Origin of the sequence: Herminiimonas sp. NPDC097707, assembly GCF_044761395.1 — a bacterium.
In the GTDB taxonomy this organism is placed as follows: domain Bacteria; phylum Pseudomonadota; class Gammaproteobacteria; order Burkholderiales; family Burkholderiaceae_D; genus Oxalicibacterium.
Window position 1 is genome coordinate 1,557,579 of sequence record NZ_JBIWCI010000001.1, and the last position, 18,918, is coordinate 1,576,496.

23 protein-coding genes and 1 tRNA gene are annotated in these 18,918 nt (G+C 54.0%); 16 read left to right on the plus strand and 8 right to left on the minus strand.

The window, feature by feature from the left end; genetic code table 11:
• The first annotated feature begins 8 nt into the window (after positions 1–8).
• Genes cysD through cobA form a run of 3 tightly spaced genes read left to right on the plus strand, consistent with a single transcriptional unit; the run spans position 9 to position 3,016 of the window.
• Complete coding sequence (gene cysD, locus ACIQW9_RS07500; RefSeq protein ID WP_402334899.1) at positions 9–944, plus strand: sulfate adenylyltransferase subunit CysD; 936 nt, start codon at positions 9–11, stop codon at positions 942–944.
• A complete protein-coding gene (locus tag ACIQW9_RS07505; protein WP_402334902.1) occupies positions 944–2,275 on the plus strand; it encodes a sulfate adenylyltransferase subunit 1 in 1,332 nt (443 codons plus the stop codon). Before cysD ends, ACIQW9_RS07505 begins: the two co-directional genes overlap by 1 nt.
• Positions 2,276–2,284: 9 nt before the next feature.
• A complete protein-coding gene (gene cobA, locus ACIQW9_RS07510) occupies positions 2,285–3,016 on the plus strand; it encodes a uroporphyrinogen-III C-methyltransferase (RefSeq protein ID WP_402334904.1) in 732 nt (243 codons plus the stop codon).
• A 50-nt stretch (positions 3,017–3,066) separates the two neighbouring features.
• Here cobA and ACIQW9_RS07515 read toward each other — a convergent pair whose 3' ends face one another.
• From ACIQW9_RS07515 to lptF, 3 genes are read right to left on the minus strand one after another with little or no spacing between them, the layout of a single operon-like run.
• A complete protein-coding gene (locus ACIQW9_RS07515) occupies positions 3,067–3,444 on the minus strand; it encodes a sirohydrochlorin chelatase (protein WP_402334907.1) in 378 nt (125 codons plus the stop codon).
• Positions 3,444–4,592 (minus strand): LPS export ABC transporter permease LptG, encoded by a 1,149-nt coding sequence (gene lptG, locus ACIQW9_RS07520; protein ID WP_402334909.1) that lies wholly within the window; start codon positions 4,590–4,592, stop codon positions 3,444–3,446. Before lptG ends, ACIQW9_RS07515 begins: the two co-directional genes overlap by 1 nt.
• Positions 4,589–5,719 carry an LPS export ABC transporter permease LptF gene (gene lptF / locus ACIQW9_RS07525; RefSeq protein WP_402334912.1) on the minus strand — a complete coding sequence of 377 codons (1,131 nt, stop codon included), beginning with the start codon at positions 5,717–5,719 and terminating at the stop codon, positions 4,589–4,591. The genes lptG and lptF overlap by 4 nt, the downstream gene beginning before the upstream one ends.
• Positions 5,720–5,758: 39 nt before the next feature.
• Here lptF and ACIQW9_RS07530 point away from each other — a divergent pair, with 39 nt between their 5' ends.
• From ACIQW9_RS07530 to ACIQW9_RS07575, 10 genes are all read left to right on the plus strand, one after another.
• Positions 5,759–7,270, plus strand: coding sequence for a leucyl aminopeptidase (locus tag ACIQW9_RS07530; protein WP_402334915.1), 1,512 nt, complete (start codon positions 5,759–5,761; stop codon positions 7,268–7,270).
• Between the two features lie 110 nt (positions 7,271–7,380).
• Complete coding sequence (locus tag ACIQW9_RS07535) at positions 7,381–8,127, plus strand: SDR family NAD(P)-dependent oxidoreductase (protein ID WP_402334918.1); 747 nt, start codon at positions 7,381–7,383, stop codon at positions 8,125–8,127.
• Between the two features lie 140 nt (positions 8,128–8,267).
• On the plus strand, positions 8,268–8,693 hold the full coding sequence (gene ybgC / locus ACIQW9_RS07540; protein ID WP_402334921.1) for a tol-pal system-associated acyl-CoA thioesterase: 426 nt from the start codon (positions 8,268–8,270) through the stop codon (positions 8,691–8,693).
• A gap of 148 nt (positions 8,694–8,841) precedes the next feature.
• Positions 8,842–9,534, plus strand: a complete 693-nt coding sequence (gene tolQ, locus ACIQW9_RS07545) for a protein TolQ (protein ID WP_402334924.1) — start codon at positions 8,842–8,844, stop codon at positions 9,532–9,534.
• Between the two features lie 11 nt (positions 9,535–9,545).
• Positions 9,546–9,983: an ExbD/TolR family protein gene (locus ACIQW9_RS07550; RefSeq protein WP_402334926.1), complete on the plus strand. Its 438-nt coding sequence runs from the start codon at positions 9,546–9,548 to the stop codon at positions 9,981–9,983.
• Positions 9,984–9,993: 10 nt separating this feature from the next.
• Positions 9,994–10,866, plus strand: a complete 873-nt coding sequence (gene tolA / locus ACIQW9_RS07555; protein ID WP_402334929.1) for a cell envelope integrity protein TolA — start codon at positions 9,994–9,996, stop codon at positions 10,864–10,866.
• Positions 10,867–10,869: 3 nt separating this feature from the next.
• Complete coding sequence (gene tolB / locus ACIQW9_RS07560) at positions 10,870–12,141, plus strand: Tol-Pal system beta propeller repeat protein TolB (protein ID WP_402334932.1); 1,272 nt, start codon at positions 10,870–10,872, stop codon at positions 12,139–12,141.
• A 54-nt stretch (positions 12,142–12,195) separates the two neighbouring features.
• Positions 12,196–12,699, plus strand: a complete 504-nt coding sequence (pal, locus tag ACIQW9_RS07565) for a peptidoglycan-associated lipoprotein Pal (RefSeq protein WP_402334934.1) — start codon at positions 12,196–12,198, stop codon at positions 12,697–12,699.
• A 5-nt stretch (positions 12,700–12,704) separates the two neighbouring features.
• Positions 12,705–13,442, plus strand: coding sequence for a tol-pal system protein YbgF (gene ybgF / locus ACIQW9_RS07570; protein WP_402334937.1), 738 nt, complete (start codon positions 12,705–12,707; stop codon positions 13,440–13,442).
• A gap of 247 nt (positions 13,443–13,689) precedes the next feature.
• Positions 13,690–13,765 (plus strand) — tRNA-Lys (locus ACIQW9_RS07575).
• Between the two features lie 156 nt (positions 13,766–13,921).
• Here ACIQW9_RS07575 and ACIQW9_RS07580 read toward each other — a convergent pair.
• Together ACIQW9_RS07580 and ACIQW9_RS07585 are read right to left on the minus strand one after the other, a co-directional pair.
• Positions 13,922–14,086, minus strand: coding sequence for a copper-binding protein (locus ACIQW9_RS07580; protein WP_402337944.1), 165 nt, complete (start codon positions 14,084–14,086; stop codon positions 13,922–13,924).
• A gap of 314 nt (positions 14,087–14,400) precedes the next feature.
• The gene (locus tag ACIQW9_RS07585) at positions 14,401–14,673 is read right to left on the minus strand and encodes a hypothetical protein (protein ID WP_402334940.1); all 273 of its coding nucleotides are present in this window, start codon (positions 14,671–14,673) and stop codon (positions 14,401–14,403) included.
• Positions 14,674–15,025: 352 nt separating this feature from the next.
• Here ACIQW9_RS07585 and ACIQW9_RS07590 point away from each other — a divergent pair, with 352 nt between their 5' ends.
• From ACIQW9_RS07590 to ACIQW9_RS07600, 3 genes are all read left to right on the plus strand, one after another.
• Positions 15,026–15,280 (plus strand): hypothetical protein, encoded by a 255-nt coding sequence (locus ACIQW9_RS07590; RefSeq protein ID WP_402334943.1) that lies wholly within the window; start codon positions 15,026–15,028, stop codon positions 15,278–15,280.
• Between the two features lie 103 nt (positions 15,281–15,383).
• Entirely contained in the window at positions 15,384–15,737 is a 354-nt protein-coding gene (locus ACIQW9_RS07595; protein ID WP_402334946.1) for a YqjD family protein, read from the plus strand.
• A 188-nt stretch (positions 15,738–15,925) separates the two neighbouring features.
• Positions 15,926–16,069, plus strand: coding sequence for an entericidin A/B family lipoprotein (locus tag ACIQW9_RS07600; protein ID WP_402334948.1), 144 nt, complete (start codon positions 15,926–15,928; stop codon positions 16,067–16,069).
• A 152-nt stretch (positions 16,070–16,221) separates the two neighbouring features.
• Here the strand turns inward: ACIQW9_RS07600 and ACIQW9_RS07605 are convergent, their stop codons facing one another.
• The 3 genes from ACIQW9_RS07605 to ACIQW9_RS07615 all read right to left on the minus strand — a co-directional run bounded on the left by ACIQW9_RS07605 (position 16,222) and on the right by ACIQW9_RS07615 (position 18,879).
• Entirely contained in the window at positions 16,222–16,668 is a 447-nt protein-coding gene (locus tag ACIQW9_RS07605; RefSeq protein ID WP_402334951.1) for a BON domain-containing protein, read from the minus strand.
• A gap of 314 nt (positions 16,669–16,982) precedes the next feature.
• Entirely contained in the window at positions 16,983–17,999 is a 1,017-nt protein-coding gene (dusA, locus tag ACIQW9_RS07610; RefSeq protein ID WP_402334954.1) for a tRNA dihydrouridine(20/20a) synthase DusA, read from the minus strand.
• 94 nt (positions 18,000–18,093) lie between these two features.
• Positions 18,094–18,879, minus strand: coding sequence for an EAL domain-containing protein (locus ACIQW9_RS07615; RefSeq protein ID WP_402334957.1), 786 nt, complete (start codon positions 18,877–18,879; stop codon positions 18,094–18,096).
• Positions 18,880–18,918 lie beyond the last annotated feature (39 nt).

An 18,918-nucleotide genomic window follows, 5' to 3' on the forward strand; every position in this document is an offset into this window, starting at 1 on the left:
ACCACAAGATGAACACAGCAGTTGACAAGATTTTCCTCGATGCCGCCAGCAGCAAGCACCTCGATTGGCTGGAGTCCGAAGCAATCCACATCATGCGCGAAGTCGCAGCCGAGTGCAGCAATCCTGCGCTGCTGTTTTCCGGCGGCAAGGATTCCGTCGTCATGCTGCGTCTGGCGGAAAAAGCCTTCCGTCCGGGTAAATTTCCATTCCCGCTGGTGCATATCGACACCGGCCACAACTTTGACGAAGTCATCAGCTTCCGCGACAAGCGCGTGGCCGAGCTGGGCGAACGCCTGATCGTCGGCTCAGTGGAAGATTCGATCAAGCGCGGCACCGTACGCCTGCGCAATCCGCAAACCGATTCGCGCAATGCAGCGCAAGCCGTGACCCTGCTGGAAACCATCGCCGCACACAAATTCGACGCCTGCATAGGCGGTGCTCGCCGCGATGAAGAGAAAGCGCGCGCCAAGGAACGCATCTTTTCCTTCCGCGACGACTTCGGCCAATGGAATCCGAAGGCACAGCGCCCGGAACTCTGGGACTTGTACAACACCCGTGTACATCCGGGCGAAAACATGCGCGTGTTCCCGATCTCGAACTGGACCGAACTCGATGTCTGGCAATACATCGCCCGCGAAAAACTGGAATTGCCGTCGATCTACTTCGCGCACCAGCGCCAGGTGATTCCGCGCAATGGCCTGCTGGTGCCGCTGACCAATTTGACACCGGCGAAAGAAGGCGAAACGGTTGAAATGCAAACCGTACGCTTCCGTACCGTCGGCGACATTTCGTGCACCTGCCCGGTTTCATCCGATGCAGATACGGTAGACGCCATCATCGCGGAAACCGCCATTACCCAAATTACCGAACGCGGCGCTACGCGCATGGATGATCAAACGTCCGAAGCGTCGATGGAAAAACGTAAAAAAGAAGGATATTTCTGATGAATGCAGTCCTTGCAGAACAAGCTTTTTCCCGCATTGGCGGCAACTCGGCCGAACGCGGCTTGCTGCGTTTCATTACCGCCGGCTCCGTCGATGACGGCAAGAGTACGCTGATCGGCCGCCTGCTGTTCGACAGCAAAGGCATCTTCGCCGACCAGCTCGATGCGATGTCGCGCGCCAAGCATAAACGCACAGTCGGCGACACCATCGATCTGTCCTTGCTGACCGACGGTCTGGAAGCGGAACGCGAACAAGGCATCACGATCGACGTCGCCTATCGCTACTTCGCCACGCCGAAACGCAAATTCATCATTGCCGATACACCAGGCCATGAACAGTACACACGCAATATGGTGACGGGCGCTTCGACCGCCGATGCGGTGATCATTCTGATCGACGTATCGAAAGTGAAATTGGGCGACGACGGCAGCGTGGAATTGCTGATCCAGACCAAGCGCCATTCGACCATTGCACATCTGCTGCAGATCGAACACGTAATCGTGGCGGTCAACAAGATGGATCTGGTCAACTACGATCAAAAAGTCTATGACCGTATCGTTGCCGCCTACACCGAGTTTGCCAAAACACTGGGCTTGAAAGATATCCATCCGATTCCGCTGTCGGCACTGGCTGGTGACAACGTCGTGACGCGCGGCGACAAGCTGGGCTGGTATCAGGGCCCCACCCTGATCGAGCTGCTGGAGTCGCTGAGCGTCTACGATGAATCGCATGACGAACCCTTCCGTTTCCCGGTGCAACTGGTGGCGCGTCACAACGGCCACGAAGCCGATGACTTCCGCGGCTACATGGGACGCATAGAAGCCGGCAAAGTGCGCAAAGGCGACAAGCTGGTGGTACAACCAGGCGGTCAGACTGCCACCGTCAAGGACATACAAACCTTTGATGGCTCGATCGAACAAGCGGTAGTTGGCCAATCGATCACCCTGCTGCTGGAAGAGCATGTAGACATTTCACGCGGCGACATGCTGTCGGCTGCAAGCCGTCCGGCAGAGTTACTGAAAACCGTGCATGCCGATCTGTGCTGGCTGTCGGAAGAACCGCTGGATCTGCGTCGCAAATACTGGCTCAAGCACACCACCCAGCAAGTAGGTGCACGCGTGACGAAAATCGAATCGCTGCTCGACATCAACACGCAGGAAAAACGCGTTGCCGATGAAGTCAAACTCAACGGCATCGCCAGCGTGACGATCAATGTGCAGCAAGCGCTGGCAGCCGATGCCTACGATGCCATCCGTTCGACCGGCGCCTTCATCCTGATCGATGAAGTCACGCATCAAACGGTTGCAGCCGGCATGATTCGCCTCGCATAAGGCAGCTGCATGCCGCAAGAGAAAAAAGCGTACGGGAAAGTCTATCTGATCGGTGCCGGCCCCGGCGCCATCGATCTGATTACCGTACGCGGCGCACGCATACTGGCGCAAGCCGACGTGGTACTGCACGATGCGCTGGTCACGCCCGAGATGCTGACACTGTGTCCGCAGGCAGAAAAAATCTCTGTCGGCAAACGCAGCGGTCAGCGCTCCACTGCACAGATCGCCATCAATCAGTTGCTGATCGAATGTACGGAAAAATACAAATTGATCGTACGCCTGAAAGGCGGCGACCCCATGCTGTTCGGGCGCGCCGATGAGGAATTGCAGGCGCTGGAAACGCACGGCATTGCCGTCGAAGTCGTGCCCGGTATTACCACTGCGTTCGCTGCTGCGGCTGCCACGCAGCAGCCGCTGACCAAACGCGGCATTGCCCGCAGCATTGCCTTCTTCACCTCCAGCACGGCACCGAATCAGCCCGATCAGTTGACGCTGCCGGACTGCGATACGCTGATTCAATACATGGGTGGTCGCGAAGCCATCATCACTGCGCAAAAACTGCTGGAACAAGGTCGCTCGCCCAAGCTGCCGGTGGTGGTGGTAGAAAACTGCAGTCTGGAAAGTCAGCGCATCATGCGCATCACATTGCGCGAACTGGAACAGGGATTGGGAGAATGTCAGGGGCCAGTGCTGGTGATGATAGGAGAAGCGCTGGCTAAACGCAGCACTTCAAAAAAGTAGTACATAAGTGGAACCGCCGTCGAGCTGCGGTTCCACATTCAAACGCGCAATTACTCCAGCGTACCCAGACAATACGTCGCCATCGCCTGCAATACCTGCGCATCTTCCCCCACTGCGCCGGCAATCCTGAACGACACGTCCGGATACAGCGTTTTCAATTCGTCGACGAGCACTGGCAAATCCCGCCGCACATGACCGCCCTGCCCGAGAAATACCGGCACTATCGTTATTTCCTCAATACCGTCGGCGATCAAGGCCGGCAGCAGTTCCGGCAAGCGCGGCGACATCAATTCGAGAAATGCCAGCGCGACGGTCAGTTCGGGCGACTGCATCTGCACCGCAGACTGCAAACGCTGAAAGGGTTCCGCCCAGCGCGGATCGCGCGCGCCATGCGCAAACAGCACCAGGGCGCGACGCGTCTGCTTCATCAATGCCTCTCGACCCATAACAAGGCGCCGATTGCAGCCAGCAGGAACAACAAACTAGGCAGAATTGCCGTGGCAAACGGCGGCCAGGTATTGAGCAAACCCAGATGCGAGAAGAGGCTGTTAATCAGCTGGAAGCTGACGCCTATCATGATGCCGGTAAAAATTTTCAAACTGACGCCGCCGGAACGGAAATGCAGGTAGGCAAACGGCAAGGCAAGCGCCATCATCACGAATACTGCAAACGGATACACGATTTTTTTCCATAAGGCGATTTCATAACGCGCCGTTTCGCGATTGTTTTCCGCCAGGTATTGCGTGTAATTCACCAGATCGTAGGCCGACATTTTTGCCGGATCGGAGAATCCCACCGAAAGGATTTCCGGCGTGACTTCGGATATCAGCGGCTTGCTGGCAAACTTCCTGGTCGAAATGGCAGTGGTAATGTCGGTCGCCACAGCGGCGCCCATCAATTCCGTTTCACCGAACTCCGCCTGCGATCCATTCGACAGCAGCCAGGTATTGTCGCCCTGGTAATCTGCCTTGGCCGCCGTAATCAAGGCAGTCAGATGGAAATTGCGGTTGAATTCGTAAATTTTCAGGTCGGTCAACTGGCCGTCAGGCTGGACCGTTCGCACATTCAAAAAACGTGAACCTATGGCTTCGCCGTCCTGGCCGTTCGAGCGGATCACATCCTTGGTCCACAGGCCGGAACGAAACTCTTGCGACAGCGAGCCTCCCTGATTCAGGGTTCTGATCTTCTCTGCCATATTCGAGGAAACAGGCACCAGGAATTCGCCGACCACAAAAGTGACGACGGCAAACACCAGACCGATCTTGATCAGCATCAAGCCGGCCATGCCGGTTGACATGCTGGATGCCCGCATGATCGTGAATTCGGAACGCGCGGCAAATTGCGACAGCGTCCAGATGGTTCCGATCAAGGCGGCAATCGGCATCAACTCGTACAGATAGCCCGGCATCGACAACAGAACAAACAGCAAGGCATGCTGAATCTTGTAGCCGCCGTGTCCTACCGCCTTCAGCTCTGCAATCAGGTCGAAAAAGCCGAACAGTGCCAGAAATGCGATCAATACAAAGATCACCGAGCGACCGATTTCAGCCGCGAAATATTTTTGCAGGATTCTCATGCTGCCACCTGCCGTGTGAAATACGCACGCTTGATCATCGCCCACACTACTAGCGGATGGTAGCGACTATTGACATTCAAACGCCAGGCAAAAAATATAACCGCCACCAGCATCGCCACCAGATGCACCGGCCACCATGCCATCATGAATGAAGCGCGACTTTGCACCACGGTTGCCTGCGCATAGCTCAACATGTTGCTGTAAAAAACAAACAGGAATAATGCAATCAGCAGGTTGGCCGAACGCCCGCCGCGCGGATTGACGAAACCTAGCGGGATCGCCAGCAGCATCAGCAAGACGCCCATCAACGGCAAGGATACTCGCCACAACAACTCGCCATCATTGAAATTGCTGCGATTACGCAAAAGTTCCTGCGTCGGTAACGCGCGTGCCGTGGTATCACCCACCATTGCCTTCGATTGACTAGACACCAGCACGCCGTAGCGGTCGAATTCCATCAATTGAAAATCAGATTGTGTCGGCACGCCATCGTAGCGACGACCCTGATGCATGACCAAAAATTTGTCGCCAGCCGGATCTATTTCGACCGTGCCTTCCTTCGCAACTACCACGCTGGTTTTGCCATTGCGCTCACTGCTGACGAAAATATTCCGCACCTTGGTCGCATCGCCAGCTACGCCTTCGACGAAGAAAACGCGATTGGATGAGGATGATTCCTGGAATTTACCCGGCGAAACGCGCGCAATATCCTCGCGATTTGCATAGCGCTCCTTGTAGATGGCGCTTTGCTGGTTCGACCACGGCGTGAGAAACAGGCTGAGCAGCGTCGTCATCACCACGATAGGCAGCGCGAACATCAGGACCGGCGGAATCCAGCGCGCCAGACTCAGACCGGATGCAAACCACACCACCATTTCCGAATCCTGATAGCTGCGCGTGACGACCAGCAGTACCGACATGAAGCCGGCCAGATTCAGAATAATGGGCAAGTAATTCAACGCAGAAAAACCGATCAGTGCCACCACATCGGCAGACGCGACTTTGCCGCCAGCAGCCTGCCCCAGAATACGAATCAGCATCACAGTGATCGTAATAGTAAAAAGGGTAGTGAAGACGGCGCCAGCGGTACTGAGCAAATCGCGTCGGAGCGCGCGCTGAAAAATCATTGGAAGGCTATAATCGTGGATCGACAAGGAGAGTAACGCATGGACTTTAGCATAAAACCATTAGACGCAAAAAGCACTATCGCCAGTATCAAGACGGGGTGCATCGCAGTCGCCGTATTCGAGAACAAAAAGCTGTCAGCCGCCGCTCAGGCATTAGACCAAAAGGGCGGCATCAGTGCCGCATTAAAGTCCGGCGACATTTCCGGCAAAGCTGGTTCTACACTGCTGTTGCGCGGCGTTAGCGGCGTCGCTGCCGAACGTGTACTGCTAGTCGGTCTGGGCAAGGACGACGCCGTGAGCGAAAAGGATTTTTCATCCGCAGTGCAGGCAGTGGCACGCACATTTACCACGCTGGGTGCCAGTGAGGCCGTCATCGCCCTGCCGCTGGACGCAGTTGCCGCACGCGACGCGGCATGGAGCATACGCTGCACCATACTCAACACGCGCGACGCCGCCTATCGCTTCGACAGTCTGAAAAGCAAAAAAGAACCTGCCCCTGCCGGCGTGAAAAAAATCGTCTTTGCAGTCAGCGCTGCGTCAACCGCTATCGCCAAAGATGCTATCGCGCAAGCAGTCGCACAAGCCAACGGCATAGACCTGACCAAAGACCTGGGCAATCTCCCGGCCAATGTCTGCACGCCGACCTATCTGGCCAATACAGCCAAAAAAATGGCCAAGGAATTCAAGCTGCAGGTCGAAGTGCTGGATCGCAAGCAATTGCAGGCGCTGAAAATGGGCAGCTTCCTGTCCGTCACCAACGGCAGCGTCGAACCGCCGAAGTTCATCGTGCTCAAACATATGGGCGGCAAAGCCAAGGATGCGCCTGTCGTTCTGGTCGGCAAAGGCATCACCTTCGATTCGGGCGGCATCTCGCTCAAACCCGGCGCGGCCATGGATGAAATGAAATACGACATGGGCGGCGCAGCCTCCGTGCTCGGCACCATGCGCGCGATCGCCGAATTGAAATTGAAGCTCAATGTCATCGTTGTCATTCCGACCTGTGAAAACATGCCGTCCGGCAGCGCCACCAAACCCGGCGACATCGTTACTTCGATGTCCGGCCAGACCATTGAAGTCCTGAATACCGACGCCGAAGGCCGTCTGGTGCTGTGCGATGCACTGACCTATGTCGAGCGCTTCAAACCGGCTGCCGTAGTGGACGTCGCAACACTGACCGGCGCCTGCATCACGGCGCTCGGCCATCACAATTCCGGTTTGTTTACCCGCAGCGACGACGCGCACGATGCGCTGGCCAACGAACTGCTTGCAGCCGGCAAGGCCTCCGGCGACACCGCATGGCGCATGCCTATCGAGGACAGCTATCAGGAACAGTTGAAATCGAATTTTGCCGACATGGCGAATATCGGCGGCCCGGCCGGCGGCGCAGTCACTGCAGCCTGCTTCCTCGAGCGCTACACGAAAAAATACACGTGGGCGCATCTGGATATCGCCGGCACCGCCTGGAAAAGCGGCGCGGCCAAAGGCTCGACTGGCCGCCCTGTACCTTTGCTGACCAGCTTCCTGATTCAGCGCGCACAGGCAGCCAAGTAATCAGATGAACATGTGCGTGAGCGAAACATCTTCGCCACGCACATTTTTTATCAGACGCCGTTTTATATGAACGCCTTCGCCGGCCTCATTTTTGTTTTAAAGGAATTCCCATGATTGTTTTGATCACAGGCGCAAGCTCAGGCTTCGGCGCTGAAATGGCACGGAAATTTGCACAGCAAGGTCACAAAGTCATTGCCACCGGACGTCGCAAAGACCGTCTGGACGACCTCGCCGCAGAACTGGGCGCTGCCGTTTTGACCATCGCAATGGACGTGACCGACAAAAATTCCATCACCGCTGCTTTGGAGTCACTACCTGCCGAATGGCGCGAGATAGACGTCCTGATCAACAATGCAGGCCTTGCTCTGGGCGTCGCGCCTGCACAGACCGCATCGCTGGAACAATGGGAAACCATGATAGAGACCAACTGCAAAGGTCTGGTCACCGTCACCCGTCTGGTCTTGCCGGATATGCTCAAGCGCAATCGCGGCACCATCATCAACATCGGTTCCAGCGCGGGTGCCTATGCCTATCCCGGTGCCAATGTATATGGTGCGACCAAGGCTTTCGTCGCGCAGTTCACGCTCAATTTACGGGCTGATCTGGTCGGCACAGGCGTACGTGCAACCAACCTCGCACCAGGCCTGGCTGGCGGCACGGAGTTCTCGAATGTGCGTCTGAGTGACGACGCGGCCGCAGCCAAGGTTTACGAAGGGACGGTACCTCTGAGTCCTGGCGATATCGCTGATACAGCCTACTGGATCGCGACTTTGCCACCGCATGTGAATATCAATCACATCGAAATCATGCCGACCTGCCAAGGCTTTGGTCCCTTGCTCATCAAGCGCAATACCTGATTAACCAGGCATCTCGATCAAGAAGCAGAATGGGTATGACCGGGAACAAACTTGTCATGTCCAATCAAACTCATCGATAATTGCGCATCCGCAGATAATCATGGCAATGCCGCCTGGCGCTGCCACTTCAAGGTCAACCGATGCTGTCAAATTTTACGTGGACCATCCGCGTCTACTATGAAGATACCGATGCCGGCGGCGTCGTGTTCTATGCGAACTATCTGAAATTTTTTGAGCGGGCGCGCACGGAATGGCTGCGCAGCGCCGGCATCAACCAGCAAATCATGACGGAAACCCACGGCGTCATGTTCGTCGTCAAAAGCACCTCCGTCGATTACCACGCCCCGGCGAAACTGGATAATGAACTGAAATTGACCGTCGTAGTCGAAAAGATGGGTCGCGCTTCTGTACAATTCGTGCAGCAAGCCTGGCGCATCAACGGCGAGCAGCAGGAATTGCTGGCTACCGGACGCATCAAGGTCTGCTGCGTAGATGCTGTGCGCTTCAGGCCCAGCGAAATTCCGCAGGAAGTCATGCACGCTATTCAACAATTAGAATCATCGTGATGTCCGCTTGTAGCAGAACGCCAAAGAAATTGTTGCCGGCAAGCGGCCCAGGAAGCACATATATATATGAAGTACATGCAGAACCAAATCGTACAGCCCTCTGCCAGTTGCGCATACAATTGACAACATTCGACTAAACCACACTTCCATGACCGTCACTCAAGATCTTTCCTTCGTCCATCTAATCGCCAACGCTTCGGTTCTTGTACAACTTGTCATGGCACTGTTGGTCGGCGTGTCCGTCATGAGCTGGACTTACATCTTCCGCAAGATGTTCGCCATCAAGAACGCTCGCACACAAACCGAGGAATTTGAACGCGCCTTCTGGTCGGGCGGCGATTTGAATGCGCTGTATCAGGACGCCACCTCCAATCGCCGCAAAAGCAGCGGTTCGACCGGTGCGCTGGAGCGCATATTCGAAGCCGGCATGAGCGAATTCAACAAGTCCCGCGCCTCCAATGACCCGACCCAGGCCAGCGTACGTCTGGACGGCGCCCGTCGCGCGATGCGCGCAGCCTATCAGCGTGAGATGGACGGTCTGGAATCGCATCTCGCCTTCCTCGCCTCGGTCGGCTCGGTCTCGCCTTACGTCGGTTTGTTCGGCACCGTATGGGGCATCATGAATTCCTTCCGCGGACTGGCAAACGTCCAGCAAGCCACGCTGGCCGCCGTTGCACCGGGTATTGCAGAAGCCCTGATCGCCACTGCGATCGGCCTGTTCGCGGCAATCCCGGCCGTGGTTGCCTACAACCGCTATTCGCACGATATCGACAGACTGGCGATGCGCTTTGAAAGCTTCGTGGAAGAATTCTCGAATATTCTGCAACGCCAGACGCGCTAAGGACTGCAGCAATGTCATTTTCATCCGGAAGCATGCGCGGCGGACGCAACAGAAAATTCAAATCCGAAATCAACGTCGTCCCTTACATCGACGTGATGATGGTGCTGCTCGTAATCTTCATGGTGACGGCGCCTATGGTCAATCCGAGCGAAATCGAATTGCCGAACGCCGCCAAATCCACACAGCCACCGACTGAATATATCAGCATAGAACTGAAAGCCGATGCATCGGCTACGGTCTCTGTAAAAGGTAAAAAAGGCGCAGCAGCATCTACCGAAACTGTAGGTCGCGGCGAATTGGGTAAAAAATTGAAGGCGCTGCACGCCGACAATCCTGATATCGCAGTCATGATTGCCGCCGACAAGAACATTAAATATGACGAGGTGATTCAAGCCATCTCGGAAGCCAAAAAACTTGGCATCAACCGTGTAGGGTTGGCAACCAAGTGAACACCGCTTTATGACTGAACATTCACCGTATATCGTCCCGAAAGAACCTGGTCGCTGGCGTGCCATCACGCTGGCGGCAGCAGTGCACGTCGCATTGCTGGTGTTTTTCTGGATCGGCATAGACTGGCAGAGCGAAACGCCGGTCGCGGTGAAAGCGGAAATCTGGGATATGCAGGCGAAAGAAGCCGCTCCGCTGCCGCCGGAACCTGAACCTGTTCCGCAACCCAAGCCGGAACCCAAGCCTGTCGTCAAGGAAACGCCGAAGGTGGAGCCCGTCGTACCGCCGCCGCCCAAAATCGATATCGCGCTGGAAAAAGAAAAGAAGCGCAAAGAACAGGAACGCAAGGACCAGTTGGCCGAAGAAGCAAAAGAGAAAAAGCTGAAGCAAAAGGCCGAGCAAGAGAAACAGGAAAAACTCGACAAGCAGCTGGCCGACAAAAAAGCCGAACAGCTGAAAAAAGCGGAAGCAGACAAAAAACGTCTGCAGGATCAGCGTGATGCCGAAATGCGCGACAAGGTGCGGGCCGAAGAAATGCGTCGCCTGACTGGCGCAGTCGGTAGCGGCGGCACCGGCCAGGCGGCCAAATCGCAAGGCAGCGGCCGCGCAGACGGTGCATATGCCGATAAAATCCGGGCAAAGATCCGCTCAAACACGGTATTTAACGTGCCGCCTGAATTAAGTGGGAATCCTCAGGTCGAATACGATGTCGAACTGCTGCCCGACGGATCGCTGCGTGGATTGCATCTGCGCAAATCTTCGGGTCTGCCCGGTTTCGATGAAGCCGTTAAACGCGCGATCGAACGCTCGCAACCATTTCCTCCCGATCAATCCGGCAGCGTCCCCGGCCGCTTGACCGTCGTTCACAAACCGAAAGATCAGTGACCCATGACAAAGACTTCTTTTTTACGCTCATTCGCGATCCTTGCCTTGTTCGTTACCAGTCTCGCTCACGCGCAATTGCGGGTGGAGATCGCCGGCGTCGGCGCCAACCAGATTCCGATTGCGATTGCCGCCTTCGGCGACGAATCGATTGCGCCGCATCAGGTCAGCGCCATCATCAAGGCCGATCTGTTGCGTAGCGGTTATTTCAAGGTCATCGATACCGGCACTGTATTGACGGAAAACTCACAGGTTAATCTTGCCGACTGGAAATCGCGCGGCGCCGATGCACTGGTGGTCGGCAGCGTATCGCGTCTGCCGGACGGCCGCTTCGATGTGAAATACCGCTTGTTCGATACCATCAAGCAGGCTCAATTGTCGTCGCTGGCGCTGGCCAACCAGCCCCAGTTCATCCGTGTTTCCGCGCACAAGATCGCTGACGACATCTATGAAAAAATGACCGGCATACGTGGCGCCTTTGCTACCCGCATCGCCTACGTGACCAAGGCTGGCAAGGAATTCCGTCTGGAGATTGCCGATTCCGATGGTGAAGGCACGCAAGTCGCCCTGCGCTCCAACGAACCTATTATTTCGCCGGCATGGTCGCCGGACGGCACCAAGGTCGCTTATGTCTCCTTTGAGAATAAAAAACCGGTCGTCTATATCCAGGATCTGGTCAGCAGAAAACGTACGGTGGCAGCCAACTTCAAGGGCAGCAATTCCGCACCATCCTGGTCGCCTGATGGCAGCCGGCTGGCAGTGGCGCTGTCGCGCGACGGTTTGACCCAGGTTTACGTCGTCAATGCCGATGGCACCAGCCCGCGCCGCCTGAGCAACTCCAACGGTATCGATACCGAACCGCAGTACTCGGCCGACGGCCAAAGCATCTACTTCACCAGCGACCGCAGCGGCGGGCCGCAAATCTATAAAATGGGCTCCAACGGCGGTGAAGCGCGCCGCGTGACCTTCGCCGGCAGCTACAATATCAGCCCGCGCATCTCGCCAGACGGTAAATTTTTGGCCTATATTTCGCGTCGCGAAGGGAAATTTCAATTATTTATACTGGATTTGAGCAATGGTCAGGAACAACGCCTGTCCGATACCGTCAAAGACGAATCGCCCAGCTTTTCGCCTAATGGAAAATATCTGATGTACGCCACCGAATCCGGTCGCCGCGGCACATTGGCGGTTGTTTCGGTGGATGGTCAGGTTAAACAGCGCCTGACCACTCAGGCTGGCGACATACGTGAGCCCACATGGGGCCCGTTTATGAAATAATGCACGTCAATTGATTTAATTAACATTCGAACGCTTATCACCTAGGGGAATAAAATGCGCACCATTACATCAGTTTTTATCTTGTCGACCGCCGTGCTGCTGGCAGCATGCTCGTCCACCAAACTGGACGACAAGGCACCGATCGAAGACCGTACAGGCTCGTCGGTAGATCCGCGCTCCGTCGGCACCGTCAACGCATCGAGCGATCCACTGAACGATCCACAAGGTGTATTGGCCAAGCGCAGCGTGTACTTCGACTACGACAGCTACGTCGTCAAACCTGAATACCAGCAAGTCGTGGCAAATCACGCCAAATACCTGCAAAGCAACAAGGCTCGTAAAATCATCATCCAAGGCAATACCGATGAACGCGGCGGCGCAGAATACAACCTGGCTCTCGGTCAGAAGCGTGCAGAAGCCGTACGTAAATCCATGTCCCTGTTAGGCGTTCCTGAGTCGCAAATGGAAGCCGTATCGCTGGGCAAGGAAAAACCAAAAGCATTGGGTAGCGACGAAGCAGCATGGGCAGAAAACCGCCGTGCAGATATCGTTTATTAATCTGAATGGCGATGATTAAAAAAACCCTGATTGCGGCCTTGATGGCCGCATTTTCTTGTGCGTCGCTGTCAGCGCATGCCGCGCTGTTCGGCGACGACGAAGCACGCCGCGCCATTCTCGATGTACGTACCAAGGTCGATGCGCTACAACAAAGCAAGGCCGAATCCACTGCAGTACTCGAACTGGCAAATCAGAACGAACAATTGAGGCAGGAGATCGCGCGTCTGCGCGGCCAGATTGAAGTTCTGTCGAATGAAGTCGCCAATGCACAGCAGAGGCAGAAGGATTTCTACGTCGATCTGGATAATCGCCTGCGCAAGCTGGAACCGCAAATCGTCGCCGTCGATGGCCAGGAAGCGTCGGTGGAATTGTCGGAGCAACGCATGTACGACAATGCGCTCGCCCTGTTCAAGGCCGGCGATTATAAAAAATCCGGCACAGCCTTCACCGATTTCATCCAGCGCTATCCGCAATCCGCATACGCCCCTTCCGCGCAATACTGGATCGGCAATGCCTATTATGCGCAACGCGATTATAAAAATGCGATCGCGGCACAACAAGCGCTGCTGAAAAAGTATCCGGCCAACCCCAAGGCTGCAGACGCCATGCTGAACATCGCCAGCTCGTACACGGAATTGAAAGATCGTACAGCCGCGAAAAAAGCGCTGGAGTCACTGGTCGCCCAGTATCCGAATACTCCGGCAGCACAGACTGCAAAAGAACGCCTGGCCAATTTTAAATAAGACAATGCTGCGCGAAGCAGGAAACAGATCGCAAAGCTGACATTTTTTTAATATTGATCATCTCATCGCTCGCTGGCCGGGCGATTTTTTTTGTCTCGCAAGGCGCATACCCACGCAATTTTATCTGCCGTACCTAGTGAACACGCCTGCTGAAACGGCAATCGGAACCGAACAAATAAACTAATGAATAAAAAGTAGAGATGTGATTGACACAGGCTATAAGTGTTCTCTATAATAGCTTTCTTTCGGGTCGTTAGCTCAGCTGGTAGAGCAGCGGACTTTTAATCCGTTGGTCGCAGGTTCGAATCCCGCACGGCCTACCACGAATGCACAAGGGTCTAGATGAAAATCTAGACCCTTTCGTGTTTCTGACGTGACAAAAACGTCGCTGCACTCTACTCCTCGTTTTATTTAAACGATCTCCCCCCCTCCTAGTAATACCCAAACGTTTTATTAAACACCTCCGCGTGCATCGCCATTCATTGCTTGTCGCCTGACTTGAGTTGTTTCATTTTTCCTGCATCCTTGATGCTGGGTGCCACCGTCATTATCAACATGCCGAATTTTCTCAACTCACCGTGTCGGATGGTGATTTTTCCATTTTCTTTATCGTCTTTCTTATTCGCCTTTGGACATGGATGCAGCCGTTTCGGATCGCAGCCTTTCTACGGGCACATAACGCGCATCGTTTGCGAAACAAGTGTCCATAGACGTCGCTAAGAGAGTCTTCTATTCAGGGTGCGCTCAAGGGCCTGGAAAACGCTCGCAGCTACGCATAGCCAGAGCAGGCACATCTTGAAGGCGCGGTGCCTATGCTGGACAAGCATGGCGGTGAGTTCACTTTGAATTTTGCTGCGATTTTTTCGTTGAAACGTAAGTATCAAATTGATCGACACAGGACCCATGGATTGTAAGGCTCAGATGTATTGAGTAAAACCGATACGATTCGGCCCAGCCATTAACGGGAAGCGGTGCGACGATCGCCTTTGCGTCTGCATGGGAAAGGGAGTTGTTCGCCCTCTACGGTCACCCTGGCTCTACGTGTATTGGCAAATATTCGGCCGACATATTGCATGTCGTTCTCAATGCTGGAGATACGTTCCAGTTTTTCTTCTGAAACAGCGAGTGCGACCAGGGATCGCAAGGCATTGATATACAACTGCCTGTCGTGGCGTTCGAGTTTGCAGAATGCGGTGGCCAGTTCGCTGATTGCCTGATCGATTCGTTTCATAGCGCACACCGAAAAATAATTGAAAACCGTCAATAAGATAGGGCAATTATTCTTAAAGTTCCCTGCGTAACTGCACTGGCAGTACGCATCCGTTTGTCAATTTGCGCCACAAAAACAGGCAGCTTGATGCACATTGATGAGTGCCATACCTTAAGGCATTGAATACACAGCAAACTGCATAATCAAAAATGAAAATGGATGGCGCATTTCGACAACATTGCTGCTCAAAAAAATTACCCAAATAAATGAAAAAATCAGCAAATAAATGCTTTTTGGCCGAATCATTCCATCTCAGCATGGTCTGACTTTTGACCAGATGAAAATCGGCACATCATTTGTATAGGGGAAAACCATGTTGAACCAGAATGAGCCGGGCCTGTTTCATATTGAATTGAAACAGCGCTTTGAAGAATTGGTGAGTTGGGCTGTCGCGCACAGCCCCGATCACAGCCCTCAGCTGTCGCCGGCCGATTTTGAGGCTGCGAGAAAAGAAATTACGAAACTTGCAGCGCATGACCTGAGTCTGGGCGAGCGCAATGCAGAGATACCCGAACCGGCAGAAAATGGGCCGCAGTATATCAACGTCACTCCCGCCCCCTGGCCTTGATATTCTTTTTACCTGCAAGGAAGCGGCATGCTCATCTACTGAGGTGGTGCTGCGCTACACATACTTTACAGATTCTGTTTTCAACCACTGAAAGGAATTACTCATGAGCGCCAATTCTCCTACCCTATCCGCTGACAAGGGAAAAAACATGATCGCAAATACTCCGGACAGCGCAACCTTGCGCAACGATCTGCAAACGCTGAAAACCGATCTGGACACGCTGTTGGCACATGCCGCCGAACTGACCGATGTGGAATTGCACGAAGCCCACGATCGCATTCTCGCCAAATTCAGTTCATTGCGCCATGCGGCCAAAGGCATTGCAGATGAAGCACGCCAGCAATTCAATCACGGCGTTGAGGTAACCACTGATTATGTAAAGGAAAAACCGGTGCAGTCGCTGGCACTGGCAATCGGCTTTGGCACCTTGCTGGGGATTATCATCGGTCGCCGCTAGGCGATGACTCTGTTACATCCATTGCCACGGCTCATTTTTTTAGTGAACTTTATGACAATTAAATGTACCAAGCTTGTACGTTGCCTGAACAAATCGGGGAAGGCGACAAGAACATTTATAAAGCTGAAATACGGAAAACAAGGGAGGCGTTGCTACGCTTATCCATCCAACCTGAAAGGAAAAGTATCATGAAAAAAATTATTTCCATCATGTGCATACTCTCGATAAGCATAGGCTTGAGCGCATGTAATACCTTCAAGGGGTTCGGCAAGGACGTGGAACGTGGCGGCGAAAAGGTGCAAGACGCAGCAAGCGACGCGCAGCGCAAGTAAATCATTTTCCAAACGTAAAAACAGCGTGTATCAATTCGATACACGCTGTTTTTATTTGTACTATCCGATCGTTCTGCACCGGATTGTTTGACAGAGTAATGTGGAATCAGGCGCTTTCATCTTTTCAACGCGCCTGAACCGATCCACAATCATTACTGTTTTTTAATGGTCAAATTATTGATGGTCGAAGCCACGCCTTCCGTATCGCCGGCAATTTTTCCTGCGCGATCGATTTGCGTCTGGTTGTTCACTGCGCCGCTCAGCGTAACAACACCATGCGATGTATCGACATTGACATCCAGGCCCTTGATATCCGAATCAGCCAGTAGTGCAGTTTTCACCTTGGTGGTAATCACCGTGTCATCGATGATGGTGCCAGGCGTTTTGCTGTCTCCCACAACAGGCGCAGCCGGTGCGGCTGGCGCCGTTTCAGGCATCGCCGGTGCAGGGCTTACACCGCTGGTAGCGGGAGCTGGCGATTCGGTTGGTGCAGTTCCGGTGGCATCGCTTGGTGCACGGCGCTCGCAGGCGCTGGTGAACAAGACCGTTAATACTGCAGCAGCAAGGGCAAGGCGTGAACTATTGGGTAATGTCTTCATCATGATTTCCTTTCAGGAACAAGATTCGTAATTCCATGCAAGCTGTTTGCCATGCACGGCGGACAAAATTCAATATATGAATCATGTATCCGAATTGCTCTCAGGCAGCTGCCTGGAAACAACACGGTTATCTTCTTGACCACACTATATGGAGAAGGTTCTCGAATAATTCAGCGGAAAGGAAATTAGAGGAGTAGTGTGCGTAAAATTTACACGATCAGTCAAACTTACACGTTTGATCCAGTGTAAACATCAGTGCCTGGCGCAGGCTGCACATCAGAAAATGCAGGGAGAAAAGACGCGCCAGGCTGTTGCTATTGCGCTGTCGGCAGCTGCATGCGCGCCAGTGCCTGCAGCAATAAATCGGGATCGCCGAGCGCCAGTTTTTTGGAGTCGGACAAGCTTTGCCGGAACGCGCGCGCGTTAGGCAGGCCTGCCATCAAGCCCAGCATGTGGCGCGTGATGCTGTTCAATCTCAAGCCGCCACCCTTTTCGCTTTTGCCATGCTGTTCGAGTTGCGCGCGGATATAAGGCAACATCGCATGCAGCACCTCGACACGTGATTTTGGCGTCGCGGTATCACCGTAATAACGGGCGTCAAACGCACTCATCAAATACGGATTGTGATACGCCTCGCGACCCAGCATTACGCCATCGACATGCGCAAGATGAGTGTCAATTTCTGCCAGCGTCTTGATGCCGCCGTTGATGATGATTTCCAGTTGCGGAAAATCCTGCTTGAGCTGGTATGCAAATTCATAACGCAAAGGCGGGATCTCGCGATTTTCTTTCGGACTTAAACCCTTGAGTACCGCATTGCGCGCATGCACGATAAAGGTGTTGCAACCGGCTTCCGCTACGGTGCCTACAAAGTCACGCACGAAATCGTAGGAAGCGATGTCATCGATACCGATGCGATGCTTGACAGTCACGTCTATCTGCACGGCATCGCGCATCGCCTTGACGCAATCTGCAACCAGCGTCGCCTCGTTCATCAGACAGGCACCGAACGCACCTTTTTGCACGCGCTCGGACGGGCAACCGCAGTTCAGATTGATTTCGTCGTAACCCCACTGCTCGCCCAGCTTCGCGCTTTTGGCAAGATCGGCCGGCTCGCTACCGCCCAATTGCAGCGCGACCGGATGTTCTTCATGGTTGAAATCGAGATGACGCGACACGTCGCCATGCAGCAAGGCGCCCGTTGTCACCATCTCGGTATAGAACCAGGTATGGCGCGTAATCTGCCGATGAAACATGCGGCAGTGGCGGTCGGTCCAATCCATCATCGGCGCAACACTCACGCGCCTTTTCTTGTCAATTACGGGTTTCATTTGCTTATGGTGCGAATTTCAAGGTTTCTGCGGAGTTTGAATTGTGCGGAATTATAGGCGGTGACGGATCAAACGCCGTTTGTTGATCGCACCTTCAGGCCCACGACGACGGTTCTATGATACCTATGGCTTGAAACGCCGGCTTGCAAAACAGATAACCCTGCATCAGGTCTATCCCCGCACTGTACAGGAAGTCGCGCTCGGCCGACGTTTCTATCCCTTCCGCCAGCACGCGCACATTCAGTGCTGCGCAGATGGACACGATGCCATGCACGATTGCCTGTTTCGGCTTGCTGCTATCGATGCCGCGCACCAGCTCCATATCTATCTTGATGATATCCGGCTGGTAATCGGCTAACAGACCGAGGCCTGCATAACCGGCGCCAAAATCATCAATCGCGGTACGAAAACCGAAGCGCCGGTATTCGCGGAAGATGTTCACCAGATGCGGCCTGTCCGTCACTTGCTCGCCTTCGGTCACTTCGAAAATGATTTGCTCGATAGGAAAATCATACAGTCGCGCCGCTTCAAAGGTACTGCGTATGCAGGCTTCCGGCCGATACACGGCGTTCGGCAAAAAATTGATCGACAATAATTCCTTCATTCCCAGTGCGGCCGCGCCACGAATCGCCTCGACCCGACACGCCTGATCAAAAGAATAGCGATTGGCATCAGTGACTTGCGAAAGTACCGAGTAGGCAGACTCTCCGTTCGGCCCTCGTACCAATGCTTCATGTGCATAGATGGAACGCGTGCGGACATCCACGATAGGCTGGTAAGCGAATAAAAAATCAAAACCAAGATCCGTCTCTTTCTTGCACTCCCTGCAACCGGCAGCACTAGACGATGGCTCTGTCGGAGATGGATGTATGGGGGTCATTTGATGATTTCCCTTTCAGTAGGATGCAGTTGTAGTCTC